The following is an 18,563-nucleotide window of genomic DNA, read 5'->3' as shown; positions in this document are numbered from 1 at the left end:
CAGGTCTTCACAGGGTTCCCATAAGAACAGCCGTATCGATCATCCTGTTCGAGAAGCCCCATTCATTATCGTACCAGCTGCAGATATGGACCATCTCTCCATTATGGATGAGCGCAGTCTGCGTAGCATCGAAGCTGGATGAGGCCGGACTGTGATTGAAATCGCTGCTGACCAGCATGCCATCGCTGTAATCCAGAATCCCTGCCAGCGCTCCTGCAGCGGCATCATGAAAGACGGCATTGACCTCATCGACCGTGGCAGGCGCACGCGTAGGCAGGAAATCCAGCGCCACCATCGAGACATTCGGTGTCGGAACGCGAAGCGACGATCCGACGAGCCTCCCCTTGAGATGCGGCAGAACCAGACCGATGGCCTTTGCAGCGCCCGTCGAGGTTGGAACCATGTTTAGACCACCCGCACGGGCCCGCCGCAGGTCACGATGCCTGCGATCCACGATCTGCTGGTCGCCGGTGTAGGAATGAACCGTCAGCATGTAACCGCATTCCACACCGAACGCCTCGTCCGCCACCTTGACCAGCGGCGCCAGACAGTTGGTCGTGCAGGAACCATTCGAGACAACCGTCATGTCCGGTTTGAGGACATCATTATTGACGCCGTACACGATCGTCGCATCCACATCGCTGGCCGGAGCGGAAATGAGAACTTTCCGCGCCCCTGCCTGCAGAAGGGGCGCTACGGCCTCTTTTGACGTAAAGAGGCCAGAGCACTCCATGACAACGTCCACATCATCCAGATGAATGGCAGCAGGATCACGCTCCGAGGAAACGCGGATCGGGCCGTAGGTGCGACCCTGCGCATGGATCGTCAGCTGGTCTCCTTCAAGCTCGACCTTACCCGGAAACCTTCCATGGATGCTGTCATAGACAAACATATGGATCTTGTCCTCGACGCTCCCCGGACCATTGATGACAACGGGAACAATGTCGGTCCGTCCGCTCTCGATAATGCTTCTCAAGGTCAGACGCCCGATACGTCCAAATCCATTGATCCCGATCTTGACTGCCACGATACCGTCTCCGTTTGGTGCCCCGATGTCAGGGCCTGTCCTTTTGTGAATGAGGGGAGGCCTGCGATTACAGGCCGATACGATTGAGAGGCTTTCCGGCCATGAGATTCCGCTCGATCTGCTCAAGCGATACGCCACGGGTTTCCGGCACGAACTTCATCGTCACGAAAATGAAGATGAGATTGAGCAGGGCGTAGAGCCAGAAAGTCTGGGCACTTCCCAGTGTCGTCAGAAGCGAGAGGAAGGTCAGACCGACAATCATGTTGGTGCCCCAGTTGGTGAAGGTCGAGCACCCGATGCCGAAGTCACGCCCCTTCATGGGTTGCACTTCGGAGCACAGGATCCACACCAGCGGCCCGGCGGAAAATGCAAACCCGACGATGAAGCACAGCAGCATCGCAACAGCCGCGTAACGCGCCAGATCGCTGTTGCCCGTGCCAAAATACAGCAGGATTCCGACCGTAAACATGCCGAGCGCCATCATGATGAAGCCCGCGATCAGCATGGGCCGACGGCCCCAGCGATCGACATACCCAATGGCGATGAACGTGGAGAGCACATTGACCAGTCCCACGATCACCGTGCCCCACAGGGCGGCACTGGTGCCGAAGCCGGCCATCTCGAAGATATGCGGCGCGTAGTACATGACCACGTTGATGCCGGTGAACTGCTGGATTGCCTGCAGGGCTACACCCAGATAGACAGCGCGACGGAAATTCGGGTTTCTCTTGAAGAGCGTATAGCCGCCATCGGCCTGTGCGAGCTGATCGCGGATTTCGACGATCTCGTCCCGCGCATGCGTGTCATTGCCGCGCAAACCGTGCAGAACATCGAACGCCTCATCATGCCGCCCCCGCAGAACCAGCCAGCGCGGGCTGTCCGGCAGGAACAGGACGCCGATCAGGAACAGTACTCCAGGGACGCCCACGATCCCCAGCATCCAGCGCCAGGACCCCGAATAGGCCAGGATCGCATCGGAGATGAACGCGACCAGAATGCCCACCGTAATCATGAGCTGATAGACGGAAATCAGGGCCCCGCGATGCTGCTGATGCGCAATTTCCGAAATGTAGAGTGGAGCGGTAAAGCTCGCGACGCCAATCGCCAGTCCGAGGACCACGCGTCCTGCGATCAGGACCGGAACGGACGGCGCCAGCGCGCAGAGTGCCGACCCGGAAATGAAGAGCAGTGCCGAGATGATCAGCAGCTTTTTGCGGCCCAGAATGTAGGACAGCCGTCCACCAAACAGGGCCCCAAGCGCTGCTCCGACCATCATGCCGGAGACAATGCACTCCTTGCCGAAATCATTGACCTGAAACTCGATACCGATGAATTTCAGCGCTCCGGATATGACACCCAGATCCAGCCCGAACATCAGACCTGCCACCGCAGCCAGTGTGGCTACCAGGGCACTTCTGCCGTTGAGTGAAACGCGCGGAACGCTCTCTACGACGCCAACGTCACTCATAACCGTGTTCCTTTTCTTGGTCTTCTTCTGTGATCGGAAGAAACACTTCGGCAGCCATGGATTCCGAGTTCTGCATGGATGCCGTTACTTTGATCTGGTCTTTAGAACTCACATATTCGGATAATTTGGTCCGTCCCCGCCCTGCGGCGGCGTCCAGACGATGTTCTGTGACGGATCCTTGATGTCGCAGGTCTTGCAGTGCACGCAGTTCTGGAAATTGATCTGAAAGCGTGGCTTCCCCGCGTCCTCGACAATCTCATAAACCCCGGCCGGGCAATAACGCTGCGCGGGCTCGGCATAGACCGGCAAATTTACCGTGATCGGAACATCAGCGTTCCTGAGCTTCAGATGGCACGGCTGGTTCTCATGGTGATTGGTGAATGAAAACGCCACATTGGTCGTCCGGTCGAAGCTCAGCTTTCCATCCGGCTTCGGATAGGCAATTGGGGGAAAATCTGCCGCCTTTCCGGTCGCCGCCGCATCCGTCTTATGATGATGCATTGTTCCGAACAAAGGCGCCCCGGTCAGCGATGCCGTCCACATATCCAGACCACCCAATACGATCCCGCCCGCCAGACCGTATTTTTCCCAGAGCGGCTTGACGTTGCGGACAAGCTTGAGATCCCGGCCCACGGGCCCTTCCCTCAATGCAGTGTCATAGGCCGTGAGTTCATCGCCGCTCCGGCCATCCCGGATCGCCGCATGAGCGGCCTCTGCCGCATGCATCCCCGAATAGATAGCGTTGTGGCTGCCCTTGATCCGCGGAACATTCACAAGCCCGGCAGAACAGCCCAGAAGCGCGCCACCGGGGAAAACGACTTTCGGAATGGACTGCCATCCCCCTTCGGAAATGGCACGGGCGCCATAGGCGATCCGCTTTCCGCCTTCCAGCAGGCCCGCCATCAGCGGATGATGCTTGAAACGCTGGAACTCGCGATACGGGTCGAGATAGGGATTTTCGTAGCTCAGATGCACGACAAACCCGACACAGACCTGATTATTGTCGAGATGATAGATGAACGCACCACCACCGGCATTGCGTCCCAAAGGCCATCCCATCGTGTGAACGACCGTGCCGGGTTTGTGCCGGGCCGGGTCCACTTCCCAGATTTCCTTCAGACCAATCCCGAATTTCTGCGGGTCCCTACCATCCGACAGGCCATAATGCCTCATGATCTGTAGCGCTAAAGATCCCCGCGCGCCCTCGGCAATCAGCACATACTTCCCTGCCAGGATCATGCCCGGTTCGTAATTCTCGCCCGGCGTGCCATCAGCATTCCGTCCGAACTCACCGGCAACCACACCCCGGATCTCGCCCTTCTCGCCATAAACAAGCTCACTGGCCGCCATGCCGGGAAAGATCTCGACACCCAGCCCTTCTGCCGTTTCGGCCAGCCAGCGACAGACATTTCCCAGCGAGACGATGTAGTTGCCGTGATTGTTCATGAAGGGCGGCATGAGCCAGTTGGGCAGACGTGTCTGTCCCTTCTCGCCCAGGACATAGAAACTGTCCGTCTCCACCGGCACGGTGATCGGCGCGTTCATCTCCCGCCATTTCGGCAGCAGGACATTGAGCGCGCAGGGATCAATGATCGCGCCGGAGAGAATGTGGGCGCCAACCTCGGATCCCTTGTCCAGCACGACGACGGACAGGTCCGGATCAAGCTGTTTGAGACGGATGGCCGCGGACAGGCCTGCCGGGCCGGCACCGACGATGACGACGTCATAATCCATGCTTTCGCGTTCAGTGGCCGTCATGACTTTTCTCCCTGTCCGAAGGTGATCCCGAGGCTGCGCATGGTCAGATCTTTGCTGTCAGTTCGGGCAGGATGGTGAACAGGTCCCCCACCAGCCCGTAATCGGCGACCTGGAAGATCGGCGCATCCTCGTCCTTGTTGATCGCCACGATGATGCGGGAGTCCTTCATCCCTGCGAGATGCTGGATGGCGCCCGAGATGCCGACCGCAAGGTAAAGATCCGGCGCCACGACCTTGCCGGTCTGTCCGACCTGCCAGTCATTGGGCGCATATCCAGCATCAACGGCCGCACGGCTGGCACCAACTGCCCCGCCGAGCTTGTCCGCAAGGCTCGTGATGGTGTCGAAATTCTCTTTCGATCCGATACCACGGCCACCGGAGACGATGATTTTCGCCGAGGTCAGGTCCGGACGTTCGGAGGCGACCGTCTTGTCCTCGACCCACTGCGACAGGCCGGGATCGGCTGGGGCAGTGACGACTTCGACAGCGGCACTTCCGCCAGCCTGTGCTGCCGTGAAGGCCGCTGTACGGACCGTGAAAACCTTTACGGGATCGGAAGAACGGATCGTCTGGATCGCATTGCCGGCATAGATCGGCCGCTCGAACGTATCCGCGTCCTGAACGGCCGTCACCTCCGACAGGACCATCACATCCAGCAGCGCAGCAACACGCGGCAGAACATTCTTGGAAAACGCGGTCGCACCAGCGGTGATGTGGCTGTAGTCTCCAGCCAGCGAGACGATCAGCGCGCTGACAGGCTCGGCAAGGCCGTGTGCCAGAGACGCATCATCCGCCAGAAGAACCTTCGACACGCCCGCCAGCTTTGCCGCCTCGTCGGCCGCAGCCGCGCAGTTCTCACCCGTGACGAGAACATGCACGTCACCCAGCGTGGCAACCGCCGTCAGGGCCTTGGCGACAATATCCGTCCCAAGACGGCCGTCATTGACTTCGGCAAGTAGCAGAACAGACATCAGAGGACTCCTGCTTCATTCTTCAGTTTCGACACCAGTTCATCGACGGACCCGACCTTCACGCCAGCATGGCGCTGCGGAGGCTCGACCGTCTTGAGAACCGTGAGACGCGGACGGACATCGACGCCAAGCTGCGCAAGCGACACTTCTTCAAGCGGCTTCTTCTTGGCCTTCATGATGTTGGGCAGCGCCACATAGCGGGGCTCGTTGAGACGCAGGTCCGTCGTCACCACGGCCGGAAGCTTCAGCTTGATGGTCTGAAGACCGCCATCGACTTCACGTGTGACCAGTGCCGAACCGTCCTCGACTGTAACAGACGAGGCGAACGTGCCCTGCCCCCAGCCCAGCAGGGCAGCGAGCATCTGGCCGGTCGCATTCATGTCGTTGTCGATCGCCTGCTTGCCCGCGATCACGAGGCCGGGCTGTTCGTTCGCCACAACCTTACTCAGGATCTGAGCCACCGAAAGCGGCTCCAGATCGACATTTACATCGTCGGTTGCCGTCACGAGAATAGCCCGGTCCGCGCCCATCGCAAGAGCAGTCCGCAGCGTGTCCTTGGCCTGCGCGATACCGATGGAGACGACGACCACCTCGGTCGCCACACCCTTTTCCTTGAGACGAATGGCCTCTTCGACCGCGATTTCGTCAAAGGGGTTCATGGACATCTTGACGTTCGCCAGATCGACGCCAGACCCATCCGGCCGGACGCGGATGCGGACGTTGTAGTCGACGACCCGTTTCACAGGGACGAGGATCTTCATGATACTCTCCGTTCTCAGCAGATATCGCGGAAGCGCTGTACCATCACATCCAGCACTTTGGCCGGATCGCGCTTCCACCAGTTGTTTGCAGAAAAAATCTCGACTTCGCAGAACCCGTCATATCCCGCGCGTTCCACACCTGAGCGCAGGCCCCTCAGGTCCGCCACGCCGTCCCCCATCATTCCGCGATCCAGCAGAAAATCCGTGGTGGGAACCAGCCAGTCACACAGATGGAACCCCATGATGCGCGTCCCTGCCCGCTCAAGCTGGCGCGGAAGATCGGTGTCCCACCACACGTGATAGACATCGACCGCCACACCCAGCGTGTCGGAGTTGAGGGCATCGCAGATATCCAGAGCATCACGCAGCGTCGGCAGGCAGGAGCGATCGCCGCCATACATCGGGTGCAGCGGCTCCAGAGCCAGCTTCACGCCCCGCTCAGATGCATAGTCCAGCACCGCAGACAGACGGTCTATGACGATATCGAGGCTCTCCCTCACCCCCTTGGTGCCGGGTTCGACACCGCCCACCACGATGGTCAGGATCTTGCCTCCCAGATCGGCGGTCTCGTCGATGGAACGGCGGAAATCATCTACGACCGCCTGCCGTCCATGAGGTGCGAGAGGTCCCACAAGAAACGGCGAACGGCACAGACCCACGACTTCCACTCCGGCCTGCCGGGCGTACTGCCCGATGGCCGAAGCCCGGCCCTGAAGTTCCGGACGCCAGAAGACGATGCCGCCGATGCCACGCTCGGCGCAGGCGTCAATCGTCCGTTCAGCAGACCATCCGGCCCCTGCCCCCGGCATGTTATGGCCGAGGGTTGCGGTGTTCAGGGCCAGCGCGGAATGATCGTGGGTGAAGTCGCGCATCAGTCGGCTCCATAGAGCGACAAAAGCGACTTCATGCGGCGGACGGCCAGTTCCGGATTACGGAACAGCCCGCAGCCATCCGCCAGCCGAAAGATCTCCGTGAAATACGGCAGAGGCCGCATGGACTGCGCACCACCCAGCATGATGAAGTGATCCTGAAACCCGTTCAGCCAGGCCAGGAACACGACGCCCGTCTTGTAATACTGGGTCGGCGCCTTGAAGATCACCCGGGCTAGCGGAACGGTGGGATCCAGCGCCGCGTGGAAAGCGGCGTTATCGCCTTCGCCGAGTTTGCTCACTGCATAGGCGGCCAGCGGCGCCAGCGGATCGAACACCCCCAGAAGCGCATGGCTGAAGCCCTGCTCGTCGCCTTCGATCAGTTCCGGGTAGTTGAAGTCGTCCCCGGTATACATTTTCACGCCGGCCGGAAGCAGACGGCGCATCCGGATTTCCTTTTCCTTGTCCAGAAGGGAAATCTTGATGCCGTCCACCTTGGAGACGTTCTGTCCGATCATTTCCAGCACGGTTTCCAGCGCCTGATCAAAACTGTTCGTACCCCAGTATCCGGCCAGAGCAGGGTCGAACGCCTCTCCTAGCCAGTGCAGGACGACCGGTTCATCGCAGGCCGAGAGAACTTCGCGGTAGACGCGCAGATAGTCTTCCGATCCCTTCGCCACCCGGACCAGTGCCCGGCTCGCCATAAGGATGATCCGGCCACCAACGGCCTGGATGGCTTCGACCTGCTCCAGATAGGCGCGGATGACCGCATCCACATCCCGCACGCCTGCTGGATCCAGATGGTCGGTTCCGCAGCCATTGACCACATCGGCGTCCGGCAGTTCCGCCTTCGTCCGGCGGATCAGTTCCAGCGCCATCGGCCAGTCCAGCCCCATGCCGCGCTGGGCCGTGTCCATGGCTTCGGCAATGCCCAGCCCCAGACCCGCGAGATAGCGGCGAAATTCCATCGTCCGGTCCCAGTCGATAGCGCCGGGCCCGGACGGGGCGTTCGCCGTATAGGGATTGGCGACGACATGGGCCGCGGAATAGACGATCCGCGCCGGATTGCGACCCAGTGTTCCTGTCGGCGCTGGTGTTCCGATCAGGTGATAGTCCGTCTTCCGGCCGGTTTCATCGGGAAGAATGATTTTCATGACCGTTCTCAGAAACGCGGCACAAGCATTCCGGCATCTGCCGAAATCACCTGGCCTGTGGTGTAGGGAAGTCCACCCGAAGCGAGGGTAGCGATGATGCCGCCCATGTCTTCGGGTTCGCCGACGCGTGGCAGCAGGGTCAATCCGTCCAGCGCACGCTGGCGGTAGTGCTCGATCACGGCTGCTGTCATGTCGGTTGCGATCAGGCCGGGCTGGACGTCATAGACTGCGATGTTTTCCGGCCCGAGCCGCACGGCCAGAGCCTTGGACACCATCGCCGCAGCCGCCTTGGACGCACAGTATTCGGAGCGCTGGACCGCCACTGCCGTGGCATTGGACGACGTGACATTCACGATGGAATGAAACACGCCCTCAGTCCGCGGACGGGACAGGAGCAGCTTGGCGAAAGCCTGCGAGAGAAAGAACAGCGCCTTGGTGTTCACCGTCAGGCAGCGGTCCCAGCTTGCCTCGCTCACATCCAGCAGGTCGCCGCGCTGAAGGACACCGACGCCGGCATTGTTCACGAGCGTCGTCAGCGGCCCGAGCTCGGCCTCGACCTGCGCCAGCCGCTCCGCATGAACGGAGAGATCCGTGATGTCGAATGGGAGCGCCATAACGCGCGCTCCGCTTTCGGACAGCCGGCTGACGGCCGAGCGCAGTTCCTCGTCATCGAACGGTCCATTGACCGCTAAAGCGAAGCCCCGTTTCGCCAGAGCCTGCGCCGCAGCGAAACCGATACCCCGTGAGGAACCGGTGACGAGAGCGACCTGTTTCATGCCCGTGCGCCTTTACGAAGCAGTTCACGCGCGATGATCATGCGCTGGATCTGGTTTGTGCCCTCATAGATCTGGGTGATCTTGGCATCGCGGTACAGACGCTCGACCTCAAAGCCACGGATATAGCCCGAGCCACCAAAGACCTGCACGGCATCGGCCGTCCGGGCGACCGCCATGTCACCCGCAAAGCACTTGGCCATGGAGCATGAGCGCGTGGCGTCCTGTCCGCGATCGATCTTCGTAGCCGCTGAATGGACCAGAAGCCGTGCAGCCTCGATGTCCTTGGCCATATCGGCCAGCAGCCACTGCACGCCCTGGAACTCGGAGATATGCTTGCCGAACTGCTTGCGCGTTCCGGCGTAATCCACAGCCGCTTCGAGCCCGGCCTGAGCAATACCGACAGCGAGTGCCGCAATGCCGACGCGCCCCCTTGTCGAGCACGCTCATCATCATGTGGAAGCCACGGTTCATCTCGCCCAGCAGCGCATCGCTGCCCAGACGGACGTCCGAGAAATCGAGCGCGCCGACCTGGCTCGCCCGCTGGCCCATCTTGTGTTCCTTGGGGCCGCGCTCGACGCCCTTGGCATGCAGATCCACGATGAAGATGGACATGCCGCGGTTACCCGCTTCCTTGTCGGTCCGAGCCAGAACAAAGCCCGTATCAGCGACCGGCGCGTTATGGATCCAGATCTTACCGCCATTGAGGACCCAGCCGTCCCCGTCGCGCACGGCGGTGGTGCGGATGCCGGAGACGTCAGTCCCGGCCTCGGGCTCCGTGATACAGTAAGCGACCTTGCGTTTCATGGAGAGAATGTCGGGCAGCATCTTCTGCTGCTCCGGCGTTCCGTGACGCACGAGAAGTGTGGAGATCAGCTCCACCAGACCGCACTGGTCGGCCACGCTGGCATAGCCGCGGGACAGTTCTTCCATCACGACCGCATAGGTCAGCGTATCGAATCCCGGTCCACCGAGTTCTTCGGGCACAGCGATGCCGAACAGGCCCAGCTTGCCCATTTCTTCATAGATTTCTGCCGGGAAGCGCTCCTCACGGTCCAGCGCCTCGGCGGCGGGACGGATGACGTTATCCACGAAAGACCGTGTCGTTTCGCGGACTTCTTCCTGCATTTCGTTCAGAAACATAGCCGACTCCACATAAGTAACTAACTAGATGGTTACCTGAAATTCTGTTAAAGACTACGGCTTTCGCCACACTCACCGATCAATCATTATTGAAGGTTTCTGAGCCGTTCCTAGCGAACCAGTACGGCTCTGAAATCATTGACATTCGTCCCGGTTGGACCCGGAACAAACAGGTCTCCCAGCGCCTCGAACGCGGTATAGGCGTCGTTCTCCATCAGAAGATCCGCAGGGTTGAATCCCTTTTCCCTCAGGCGTTCCATACTGACACCATCGGCAAAGGCCCCGGCATTGTCTTCCGAGCCGTCAATCCCATCGGTATCCGCCGCCAGAGCCGAGAACGGCAGGCCTTCCGCCGCCAGCGCAAAAGCCAGAAGAAACTCGGTATTGCGCCCTCCCCGGCCGCCCTGCCCGCGTATGGTTACGGTGGTCTCTCCCCCTGACAGGATGACGACAGGCCGTCGGAAAGGACGTCCCCTCAGGATGACTTCCCGAACCAGTGCGGCATGAACCTTGGCGACGTCCCGGGCCTCGCCTTCGATCGCATCCGACAGGATCACGGGATAAATCCCCGCCTGCCGCACTTTCTCCGCCGCCGCTTCCAGCGACAGATGCGCCGAGGCGATTACGCGCACTTCGTTCCTGCTGAAGACCGGATCAGTCGCCAGCGGTGCGCGCCCCTCTTCCCCATCCAGCCAGGACTGGATCTTGGCTGGCAGGCGCAGTTTCCACGTTTTGGCGAGACGACGCGCATCCTCGCGCGTTCCCAGATCCGGCACCGTGGGCCCAGAGGCCACCTGTGCAGGATCATCAAAAGGTACGTCCGACACCACCAGAGACACGACCTTTGCGGGAGCCGCCGCAGCCGCAAGACGCCCGCCCTTGATGCCCGACACCTGCTTGCGGATGCTGTTCATGACGGAAATCGGTGCACCTGACGCGAGCAGGACACGGTTCAGTTCGGCCTCGTCCTCAAGCGTCATGCCCAGCGGCGGGGATGGCAGCAGAGCCGATCCGCCCCCACAGATGAGCGCAACAACAAGATCATCCGGCCCCAGCCCTTTTACCGCTTCGAGAAGCGCTTCCGTGGCTTTCAGCCCTGCTTCATCCGGCACGGGATGCGAGGCCTCCAGAACCCGGATGGACTGCGTCGGGCAGACATTGCCGTAACGCGTGACCACCACACCGCTGAGTGGCCCTTTCCAGACGCGCTCGAAAGCCGCCGCGAGCTGGGCTGCGCCTTTTCCCGCGCCAACCACAACCGTTCGGCCCTTCGGGGGCTCTGGCAGATGCGCCGCTAGGATCTGCTCCGGCTCGGCCGCGCCAACGGCCGCGTCGAAGAGTCCTGTCAGAAACATGCGGTCCTGAAGCATCATGGTCAGTTCCTGTCTGTCCGTCTGGCGCGAGGGGTGAAAATCACAGGGTCAGTCCCATGGGTTCGTCACGGAACAGAGCCGCGTCCATGTCCTTCAGATCGGGCAAGACTTCGAGGTGAGCCGTTGCCTGATCCAGAATGTCCCGCTGCAAGTCGATCCCCGGCGCGATTTCAGTGACCGTCAACTTGCCATCCAGCAGCCTCAGAACGCAACGCTCCGTCACATAAGTGATCTCCTGCCCCGTTTCGGTGGCACGCGCGCCGGAAAAGCTCACCTGCGACACTTCGGGCACGATTTTTGCGATCTTGCCTTCTTTATCGATCACCAGACGCCCGTCCTCGATATGCATCTTGGCTCCGGCATTGAAATTACCCGAGAAAATGATGCGCTTGGCCCGTGCCGTGATATCGACGAACCCACCGGCTCCCGCCGTGCGATGCGGTGTGGCGGCGAGGCGACTGACATTCACCGAGCCATTTTGTCCGATCTCAAGGAAGGACAGCAGGGAGCAGTCAAAACCACCCGCCTGAAAATAGGAAAACTGGTGAGGTGACGCGACAAAGGCCTCGGCATTACTGGCGCATCCGAACTTGAAGTCGAGCAGCGGGATGCCACCCACGGCGCCCTGTTCGATCACCCATGTCACAGCGCCATGACGCCCTTCTTCCAGCAGGATACGTGGAACGTTTGCCGAGATGCCGAACCCGATGTTCACCGCCCAGCCCTGTTTCAGCTCCTGCGCCACGCGACGGGCCATGACTTTGGACGGACCAAAGTCCGGAATATCGAACGTCGAGAGCGAACGGAAAATCTCACCAGAAATGGCGGGATCGTAAGCCGTAGCCGTTGTCTGGAGCTGCTCCGGCGCTTCGACGATCACGTCCACCAGAATACCCGGAACCTTGACGTCATGGGGCTTGAGCGTGCCCTGCGCCGCCACACGACGGACCTGCGCGATCACCAGACCGCCATTGTTATGAGCCGCCAGAGCCATTTCCATGGCACCGAGAGTGGCCCCTTCCTGCTCAAAGGTCAGGTTGCCATTTTCGTCCGCCGTCGAGCCACGAATGATGGCCACGTCTGGGCGCAATGCGGGGAAGTACAGCCAGTCCTCGCCCTCGAAATCCATGTGATGGACGAGCGGGTTCAACCGGGCCGTCTCATTCATCGCGCAGCCGTCGCGCTTCGGGTCTGCGAAGGTATCAAGCCCGACCTTGGTCAGGACGCCGGGGCGCTTTGCCGCTCCTTCCCGCAGCATGTCAAAAATCACGCCGGACGGAACATTATAAGCGGCCAGATCTTCTGCCTGGATGCGCTGCCAGATCAGCGGCGGCTCGGCATTGCTCGGCCCTGAGGGATAGGACCCGCCGATGATCTTCGTAATCATACCCGGACGGGCGAGATGGTCCACGCCCTTGGTCCCGAACATGTCGCCTGCGGCAATCGGATGGACGGTCGTCAGCTTTGCGGGCGACTTCGTGGCTTCATAACGCTGTCCAAGGGCCTCCAGAACCGCATCGGGACACAGAAGCCCCGATGAGGAATTGACGGCGACTGTTGCTCCGTCCTTGATGAGGCTTACCGCCTCGGCCGCTGTCCTGACTTTGGTCATGTCCCAATGCCTTTGTATCTAACTGGTTAGTTACCAGAAATCCGGTTAAAAAAGCTCAGCGTGACTGCGCGACTTTTCTAGTGTCTGTAAGTGTTGAAAATACGGGGACGCCGCTGCTCAGGCGTTCCCCTGGATGAAATCTGCGGCCCGCTCACCAATCATGATCGTGGCAGCATTGGTGTTGGATCCCAGCAGCGAGGGCATGACGGAGCTGTCACAGATCCGGATCCCTTCCAGCCCATGGACCTTCAGGCGCGGATCCACAACGGCCATGTCATCGCGACCCATCTTGCAGGTGCAGGTCGGATGATAGGACGTGCGACCGTGCTGCTTGGCGTAGTCGCGATACATCTGTGCCGTAGGCTGTTTACCGCTAAAGAAACACGTTTCCTTGATATGCTTCTGCAAGGAAGGCTGGGAGAACATCTCGTAGCTCAGCCGTACCCCTTCCGCAGAAGTCTCGAGATCAGCCGGATCACCAAGGAAATTGGGATCGACCATTGGATTGAGCCTCGGATCTGCGGAACGCAGCCGCACTGTTCCGCGGGATTTTGGCCGCAGTACATAGCTGTTCAGCGTAATTCCCGAAGCGCCTTTCGTACGGACGTGACTCCTGCTTCCGCACCAGCTCCGGCAAGGAAATGGAACTGAAGGTCAGGAATGTCGGAAGACGGATCAGAGTACCAGAAGGCTCCCCCTTCAACCACATTCGACGCGACAGGCCCCGACTTGAACATCGTATATTCAAGGCCAGCCCAGAGCATCCACTGAAGCTTCCTGTACCGGTCGAAACTCTCGTCAGTCTTGAGTTCGGCCACGATATCCACGCCAAAATGGTCCTGAAGGTTCTCGCCCACACCCGGCAGATCCTGCACGACCGAGATGCCATTCTCACGCAGATGCGCCGCAGGTCCGACACCCGACAGCATCATTAGCTTCGGTGTTCCGATGGCTCCGGCTGTGACAACGATTTCCTGCGTCGCTTCGGCCGTGTTCAGGGTGCCATTGGCAATATACTGCACACCCGTTGCCCGCGCCCCATTAAAGACGATCTTCAGGACCAGCGCGCGTGTCACAACCGTCAGGTTCTTCCGCCCCAGAGCCGGACGCAGATACCCCACAGCCGTCGAGCAGCGCCGGTTGTTCCGGATCGTCATCTGGTAGATGCCAGCCCCCTCCTGCGAGGCGCCATTGAAATCGGGATTGTAGGGCAATCCCATTTCCTGACAGCTCTGGACGAATGCACGGCTGGTCGGGTTCGGGTCTGCGAGGTTGGAAACCCCGAGCGGCCCATTCGTCCCGTGCCAGTCACCAGCGAAAATCGCATTGCCTTCAGAGCGGATGAAATATTTCTGGACGTCCCGGAAGCTCCAGCCATCTGCGCCTTCCGCGGCCCACCGATCGAAATCGGATGGGTGCCCGCGGGTGAAAACTTCCGCGTTAATTGACGATCCGCCACCCAGGACACGACCCTGAACATAAGGAATCTGCCTGTTATTCGCGTGCTTCTGCGGCTCGGTCAGAAGATCCCAGGTATGCGGGCCGGTGGTCATCTTGGCGAAGCCGACCGGCATGTGAATCAGAGGATGAGTATCCCGCCGGCCTGCCTCGATGAGACAGACACGGACGGAAGGATTTTCGGAAAGGCGGGCTGCGAGAACACAGCCAGCCGAACCGCCACCGACAACGATGTAATCAAAACCGCTCGTCATTACGAAATCCAGTGCGAACGTTTGCCAGTCTCGATATGGACAGATTTGATCTGCGTATATTCCTCAACGCCGTACAGACCGGCCTCACGGCCCCAGCCCGACTGCTTGAAACCACCCAGCGGAGTCTCCGGACCACCGCTCATAATCGTGTTGACCCAGAAGCGACCGGCGCGAACACGACGGGTCACCGCAAGCGCTTTGTCTATATTTTTGCTCCAGACCGATGCGGCCAGGCCGTAAACCGTGTCATTGGCGATCGAGATCGCTTCATCGACGGTATCGAAATGGAAGCAGGCCAGAACCGGGCCGAAGATCTCGTCACGTGCGATGCCCATGGAAGGCTTCACATCCGTGAAAAGCGTTGGCTGGATATACTGCCCCTTGCCGAAATCAACGGCGCCGCCACCACAAAGCAGCCTGGCGCCTTCTGCCTTGCCCTTGGCGATGTAGTCCAGAATGGTCTTGTTCTGCGCTTCCGTCGTGATGGCGCCGATCTGCGTCTCCGGATCGAACGGGTCGCCAACGCGGATCTTCTCCATTTTCGCCACGACAAGGCGCTCGAACTTTTCGGCGATGGACCGCTCGACAATCAGGCGGCTCGAAGACACGCAGCACTGCCCAGTGTTGAAGCTGATCCCGAAGGCCACGGCATCAGCCGCATCTTCCAGATCACTGTCGGCAAACACGACAATCGGGTTCTTGCCACCAAGCTCAAGGCCAAGCTTCTTCAGATTGCTGTCAGCCGCCGCATGGATACAGGACTTGCCAACGCCCGTGGAACCCGTGAAGGACAGCATGTCGATATCCTGGTGCTCGGTCATGGCCTGCCCGACCGTGCGTCCCGTCCCGGTCACGACGTTGAAAACGCCCTTCGGCAGCCCGGCATCGGCAAGAACTTCCGCCAGAAGAAGCGTTGTGGCGCTCGTGACTTCGGCAGGCTTGACGACCAGTGTGCAGCCGGATGCAAGAATGAACGGTGCACGCTCACACAGGATCATGAACGGGAAATTCCAAGGCGTAATCAGGCCAACAATCCCGATCGGTTCCCGCAGGACCATACCGAACATGCCCTCGCCCAGATTATTGAACGTATCGCCATGCAGCAGGCGGGCAGCACCGGCAGCCATCTCGAAGCAGGCGACACAGTGATCAATCTCGCTCTTGGCCTGGCTGATGGGTTTGCCGTTTTCGAGCACTTCCCAATAGGCAATCTCGTCACGACGCTCGCGCAGAAGTCCCGCGACTTTCAGAAGAACCGCGGCACGCTCCGCTGCCGGCAGGCCGGACCAGCTTCCGTTTTCAAAAGCACGACGGGCAGCAGCCACGGCCTCATCAAGGTCCTCGCGGGTACAGCGTGGAATACGTGTGACAGGCACATCATGAGCGGGCGATGAACGGTCGAAAAAATCCCTACCGGTGCGCCATTCTCCATCAATAAAGAAGCCGAATTCGCGAGGCTTTAACGGTAAAGTATTCTTCTTTGAGACAACATTCATGAGTCTTCTTCCTGCTAATTTTGGGCCTGTTCCATCATGTCTTCGATGCAAAACCCGAATTTCTACGTCTCGAACTCAAGAACCCTAATAAATACTGCTACAGACAGTTCTGAATTACAGATTCCCTCACCTGCATTTGACCAGAGGCTTCGGGGTTCCAGCTTCCTAACGCGTAATGCACCATGTAGTTACTTACACATATCGCAGGGGTGCACCAGCATGAAATCACGTTACGTTGATATTTTTTCTCATTTTGTGTGTGATCTTTTGCGGCGCTTCCATTTTATGGCAGTTTCCCGCAAAGAGAGCGCTCCTATTGAGTGCGGAACAGGCGACTGATGCCCCCTGAGAAAAAAAGAATGTCCATCTCCGTAAAGACGCGTGTCAGGGACGCGGAAGCCACGAAACTACGCATTCTCGAAGCCGCAAAAAAAGAGTTTTCAAAAAATGGCCTCGAAGGCGCCCGGGTCGATGCAATTGCCCTGGATGCAAAAGCCAACAAGAGGATGCTGTATCACTATTTCAAAAGTAAGGATGGCCTCTTCAGGACAGTGCTGGAGCGGGAATATCTGAATATCCGGACGGAGGAGACAAAACTCGATCTGGAAAATCTTCCCCCCAGAGCTGCGCTTGAAACGCTCGTCCGTTTCACCTGGGAGTATTACATCAAAAATCCCGAGTTCATCACACTGGTTAATAGCGAAAACCTCTGCCAGGCTGTCCACATCAAGAACTCCCCTACGCTGAGAACGGTCAGTCAGAAATTTATCCGCCGTATTCAGGCCCTGCTGGATCGCGAGGTGCGGGAAAACGTCTTTCGCGAAGACATTGATGCGGCACAGCTCAACATCACCATCGCCTCGATCAACTATTATTATTTCACGAACCGCTTCACGGGCGCGGTAATCTTCGAGCGGGATTTCACATCTCCGGAAGCCTTACAGGAAAGAATTACCTTCAATATTGAAACGATCTGCCGCCTTGTCTGTAAGAATTAAACCCAGTTTACAAACTGTGTTAATTATATAAGGGCTTTGAAAACGGTCTGAATTCAGGACATCATCAGACCCGATATTGAATTCCTGTTACAATTTATTTTCCTGCAAACCGATTTTTCTCTTGCAGTCACGGGCGATTTAACGTCTATCTGGTGTTGGCAGGTGCTCCTGAGCGGGTTTTCGACGCATGTTGCGTCATTCGTTCCCCTTAAGAGTTATGATTTCGTGCGTATCTTGTGCACGACTGCTATTGTTAAAAAGGAGCCTCGTTATGGCAACAGGCACCGTAAAATGGTTTAACTCCACCAAGGGCTTTGGTTTCATCCAGCCTGACAACGGTGGCCAGGATGCGTTCGTTCACATCTCTGAACTCGAGCGCGCTGGAATGCACACCCTTAACGAAGGTCAGCATGTCTCTTACGAGCTCGAGTCTGGCCGCAACGGCAAGACGTCGGCAGTGAGCATCAAGGCAATCTGATTGCCCTGCTGTACATTCCGATGTGCAGAAAGCCGCCCGTCAGGGCGGCTTTTTTTATGCCTGCTCGCCTAAACTTTCTGTTCCTTCGCAGTTCTGCCCGCACGCTCGATCATGTCCAGCAACGCATCGGCAGCAGGGCTTCGATAACGCTCTTTGTGCCGCAACCCATAGAAAAAGCGGGTTTCCAGCACGTCGGACGCAGCATGCAGTGTTCCGGCCAGAAGCGCTGGCGCAACCACCAGCGACGACAGGGCACCGATCCCTGCCCCTGCCTCAATAGCGGTCCTTACGCTTTCGTTTGACGGAAGAACGAGACTGATATCCAGTTCTTCCGGGAGGATATCGAGGCTTCGAAGATAATGTTCCAAAGTGGCGCGCGTCCCGGAACCGGGCTCCCGCATGACCCAGGGTTGAGCTTTTAGCCAGTCTTTCCCTATGGGCTCGGAAACCCTGTCTTCCGCCTGCACGATGATGAGATGATCTTCACCAAGAGGCCACTGTGCCAGTGCCGGATCATCGACGATGGCTTCCACAATCCCCAGTTCAGCCTCACCTTCCCTGACTTTTCGCGCTGCTTCTTCAGTGTTGCTGATCGCGAGTTCTACGGTGATCTGCGGATATTTCCTGTGGAAAGCGACCAGAATGGGAGGAAGCCAGTAGGCCGCCGTCGTCTGGCTGGCCACGGCTTTCAGCGTGCCCCGTTTCAACCCGCTGATATCGTCGAGAATATGCTCTGCCGCTGTCGCCTGGGCGATGACTGCGCGGGCTTCCGGCAGAAAAAGACGCCCGGCCTCGGTCAGACGGATGCCCCGTCCCACCCGGTGAAACAGTTTGACCCCATAGCGTCCTTCCAGAGCGGCAATCGCAGCCGAGACTGCTGACTGGGTCACATTCATCGCCCGGCTTGCAGCGGTGACATGTTCGCGCTCGGCAACAGCGATGAAAAGACGGAGCTGATCAAGGGTCATGAT

General features: G+C 59.0%; 16 protein-coding genes and 1 pseudogene. 2 read left to right on the top strand and 15 right to left on the bottom strand.

Annotated elements, in window-relative coordinates:
* Positions 1-7 precede the first annotated feature (7 nt).
* The 14 genes and pseudogenes from gap to GRO01_RS04360 form a co-directional block, all read right to left on the bottom strand.
* Entirely contained in the window at positions 8-1,027 is a 1,020-nt protein-coding gene (gap, locus tag GRO01_RS04420; protein ID WP_062508925.1) for a type I glyceraldehyde-3-phosphate dehydrogenase, read from the bottom strand.
* A 67-nt stretch (positions 1,028-1,094) separates the two neighbouring features.
* Positions 1,095-2,495: a sugar porter family MFS transporter gene (locus GRO01_RS04415; protein ID WP_062508927.1), complete on the bottom strand. Its 1,401-nt coding sequence runs from the start codon at positions 2,493-2,495 to the stop codon at positions 1,095-1,097.
* Between the two features lie 108 nt (positions 2,496-2,603).
* Entirely contained in the window at positions 2,604-4,253 is a 1,650-nt protein-coding gene (locus GRO01_RS04410) for an electron transfer flavoprotein-ubiquinone oxidoreductase (RefSeq protein ID WP_062508929.1), read from the bottom strand.
* Positions 4,254-4,296: 43 nt separating this feature from the next.
* The gene (locus GRO01_RS04405) at positions 4,297-5,223 is read right to left on the bottom strand and encodes an electron transfer flavoprotein subunit alpha/FixB family protein (RefSeq protein WP_062508931.1); all 927 of its coding nucleotides are present in this window, start codon (positions 5,221-5,223) and stop codon (positions 4,297-4,299) included.
* Positions 5,223-5,984, bottom strand: a complete 762-nt coding sequence (locus GRO01_RS04400; RefSeq protein ID WP_062508934.1) for an electron transfer flavoprotein subunit beta/FixA family protein — start codon at positions 5,982-5,984, stop codon at positions 5,223-5,225. The genes GRO01_RS04405 and GRO01_RS04400 overlap by 1 nt, the downstream gene beginning before the upstream one ends.
* Positions 5,985-5,998: 14 nt before the next feature.
* The gene (locus GRO01_RS04395; protein ID WP_062508936.1) at positions 5,999-6,856 is read right to left on the bottom strand and encodes a sugar phosphate isomerase/epimerase family protein; all 858 of its coding nucleotides are present in this window, start codon (positions 6,854-6,856) and stop codon (positions 5,999-6,001) included.
* The gene (locus tag GRO01_RS04390) at positions 6,856-8,007 is read right to left on the bottom strand and encodes a dihydrodipicolinate synthase family protein (protein WP_141306816.1); all 1,152 of its coding nucleotides are present in this window, start codon (positions 8,005-8,007) and stop codon (positions 6,856-6,858) included. Before GRO01_RS04390 ends, GRO01_RS04395 begins: the two co-directional genes overlap by 1 nt.
* 8 nt (positions 8,008-8,015) lie before the next feature.
* Positions 8,016-8,783 (bottom strand): 3-ketoacyl-ACP reductase, encoded by a 768-nt coding sequence (locus GRO01_RS04385; RefSeq protein ID WP_062508938.1) that lies wholly within the window; start codon positions 8,781-8,783, stop codon positions 8,016-8,018.
* Positions 8,780-9,923: pseudogene (locus GRO01_RS13775) on the bottom strand (acyl-CoA dehydrogenase family protein). Before GRO01_RS13775 ends, GRO01_RS04385 begins: the two are co-directional and overlap by 4 nt.
* A gap of 110 nt (positions 9,924-10,033) precedes the next feature.
* The gene (locus tag GRO01_RS04375; protein WP_062508940.1) at positions 10,034-11,296 is read right to left on the bottom strand and encodes a glycerate kinase type-2 family protein; all 1,263 of its coding nucleotides are present in this window, start codon (positions 11,294-11,296) and stop codon (positions 10,034-10,036) included.
* 40 nt (positions 11,297-11,336) lie between these two features.
* Entirely contained in the window at positions 11,337-12,908 is a 1,572-nt protein-coding gene (locus tag GRO01_RS04370) for an acyl CoA:acetate/3-ketoacid CoA transferase (RefSeq protein ID WP_062508943.1), read from the bottom strand.
* Between the two features lie 117 nt (positions 12,909-13,025).
* On the bottom strand, positions 13,026-13,409 hold the full coding sequence (locus GRO01_RS13535; protein ID WP_231490242.1) for a GMC oxidoreductase: 384 nt from the start codon (positions 13,407-13,409) through the stop codon (positions 13,026-13,028).
* A 71-nt stretch (positions 13,410-13,480) separates the two neighbouring features.
* Positions 13,481-14,620, bottom strand: coding sequence for a GMC family oxidoreductase (locus tag GRO01_RS04365; protein ID WP_231490244.1), 1,140 nt, complete (start codon positions 14,618-14,620; stop codon positions 13,481-13,483).
* Positions 14,620-16,116: an aldehyde dehydrogenase family protein gene (locus GRO01_RS04360; protein WP_062508945.1), complete on the bottom strand. Its 1,497-nt coding sequence runs from the start codon at positions 16,114-16,116 to the stop codon at positions 14,620-14,622. The genes GRO01_RS04365 and GRO01_RS04360 overlap by 1 nt, the downstream gene beginning before the upstream one ends.
* 359 nt (positions 16,117-16,475) lie before the next feature.
* Between GRO01_RS04360 and GRO01_RS04355 the strand changes: the two genes are divergently transcribed.
* Both GRO01_RS04355 and GRO01_RS04350 read left to right on the top strand, forming a co-directional pair.
* Entirely contained in the window at positions 16,476-17,114 is a 639-nt protein-coding gene (locus tag GRO01_RS04355; protein WP_167494573.1) for a TetR/AcrR family transcriptional regulator, read from the top strand.
* A 271-nt stretch (positions 17,115-17,385) separates the two neighbouring features.
* Entirely contained in the window at positions 17,386-17,592 is a 207-nt protein-coding gene (locus tag GRO01_RS04350; RefSeq protein WP_024717199.1) for a cold-shock protein, read from the top strand.
* A gap of 68 nt (positions 17,593-17,660) precedes the next feature.
* On the opposite strand, the gene GRO01_RS04345 is transcribed toward GRO01_RS04350, so the two are convergent.
* Entirely contained in the window at positions 17,661-18,560 is a 900-nt protein-coding gene (locus tag GRO01_RS04345; protein WP_062508948.1) for a LysR family transcriptional regulator, read from the bottom strand.
* Positions 18,561-18,563 lie beyond the last annotated feature (3 nt).

This window comes from Gluconobacter roseus NBRC 3990 (assembly GCF_006538885.1).
GTDB classification, from domain to species: Bacteria; Pseudomonadota; Alphaproteobacteria; order Acetobacterales; family Acetobacteraceae; genus Gluconobacter; species Gluconobacter roseus.
This window is presented reverse-complemented; position numbering and strand designations above follow the sequence as displayed.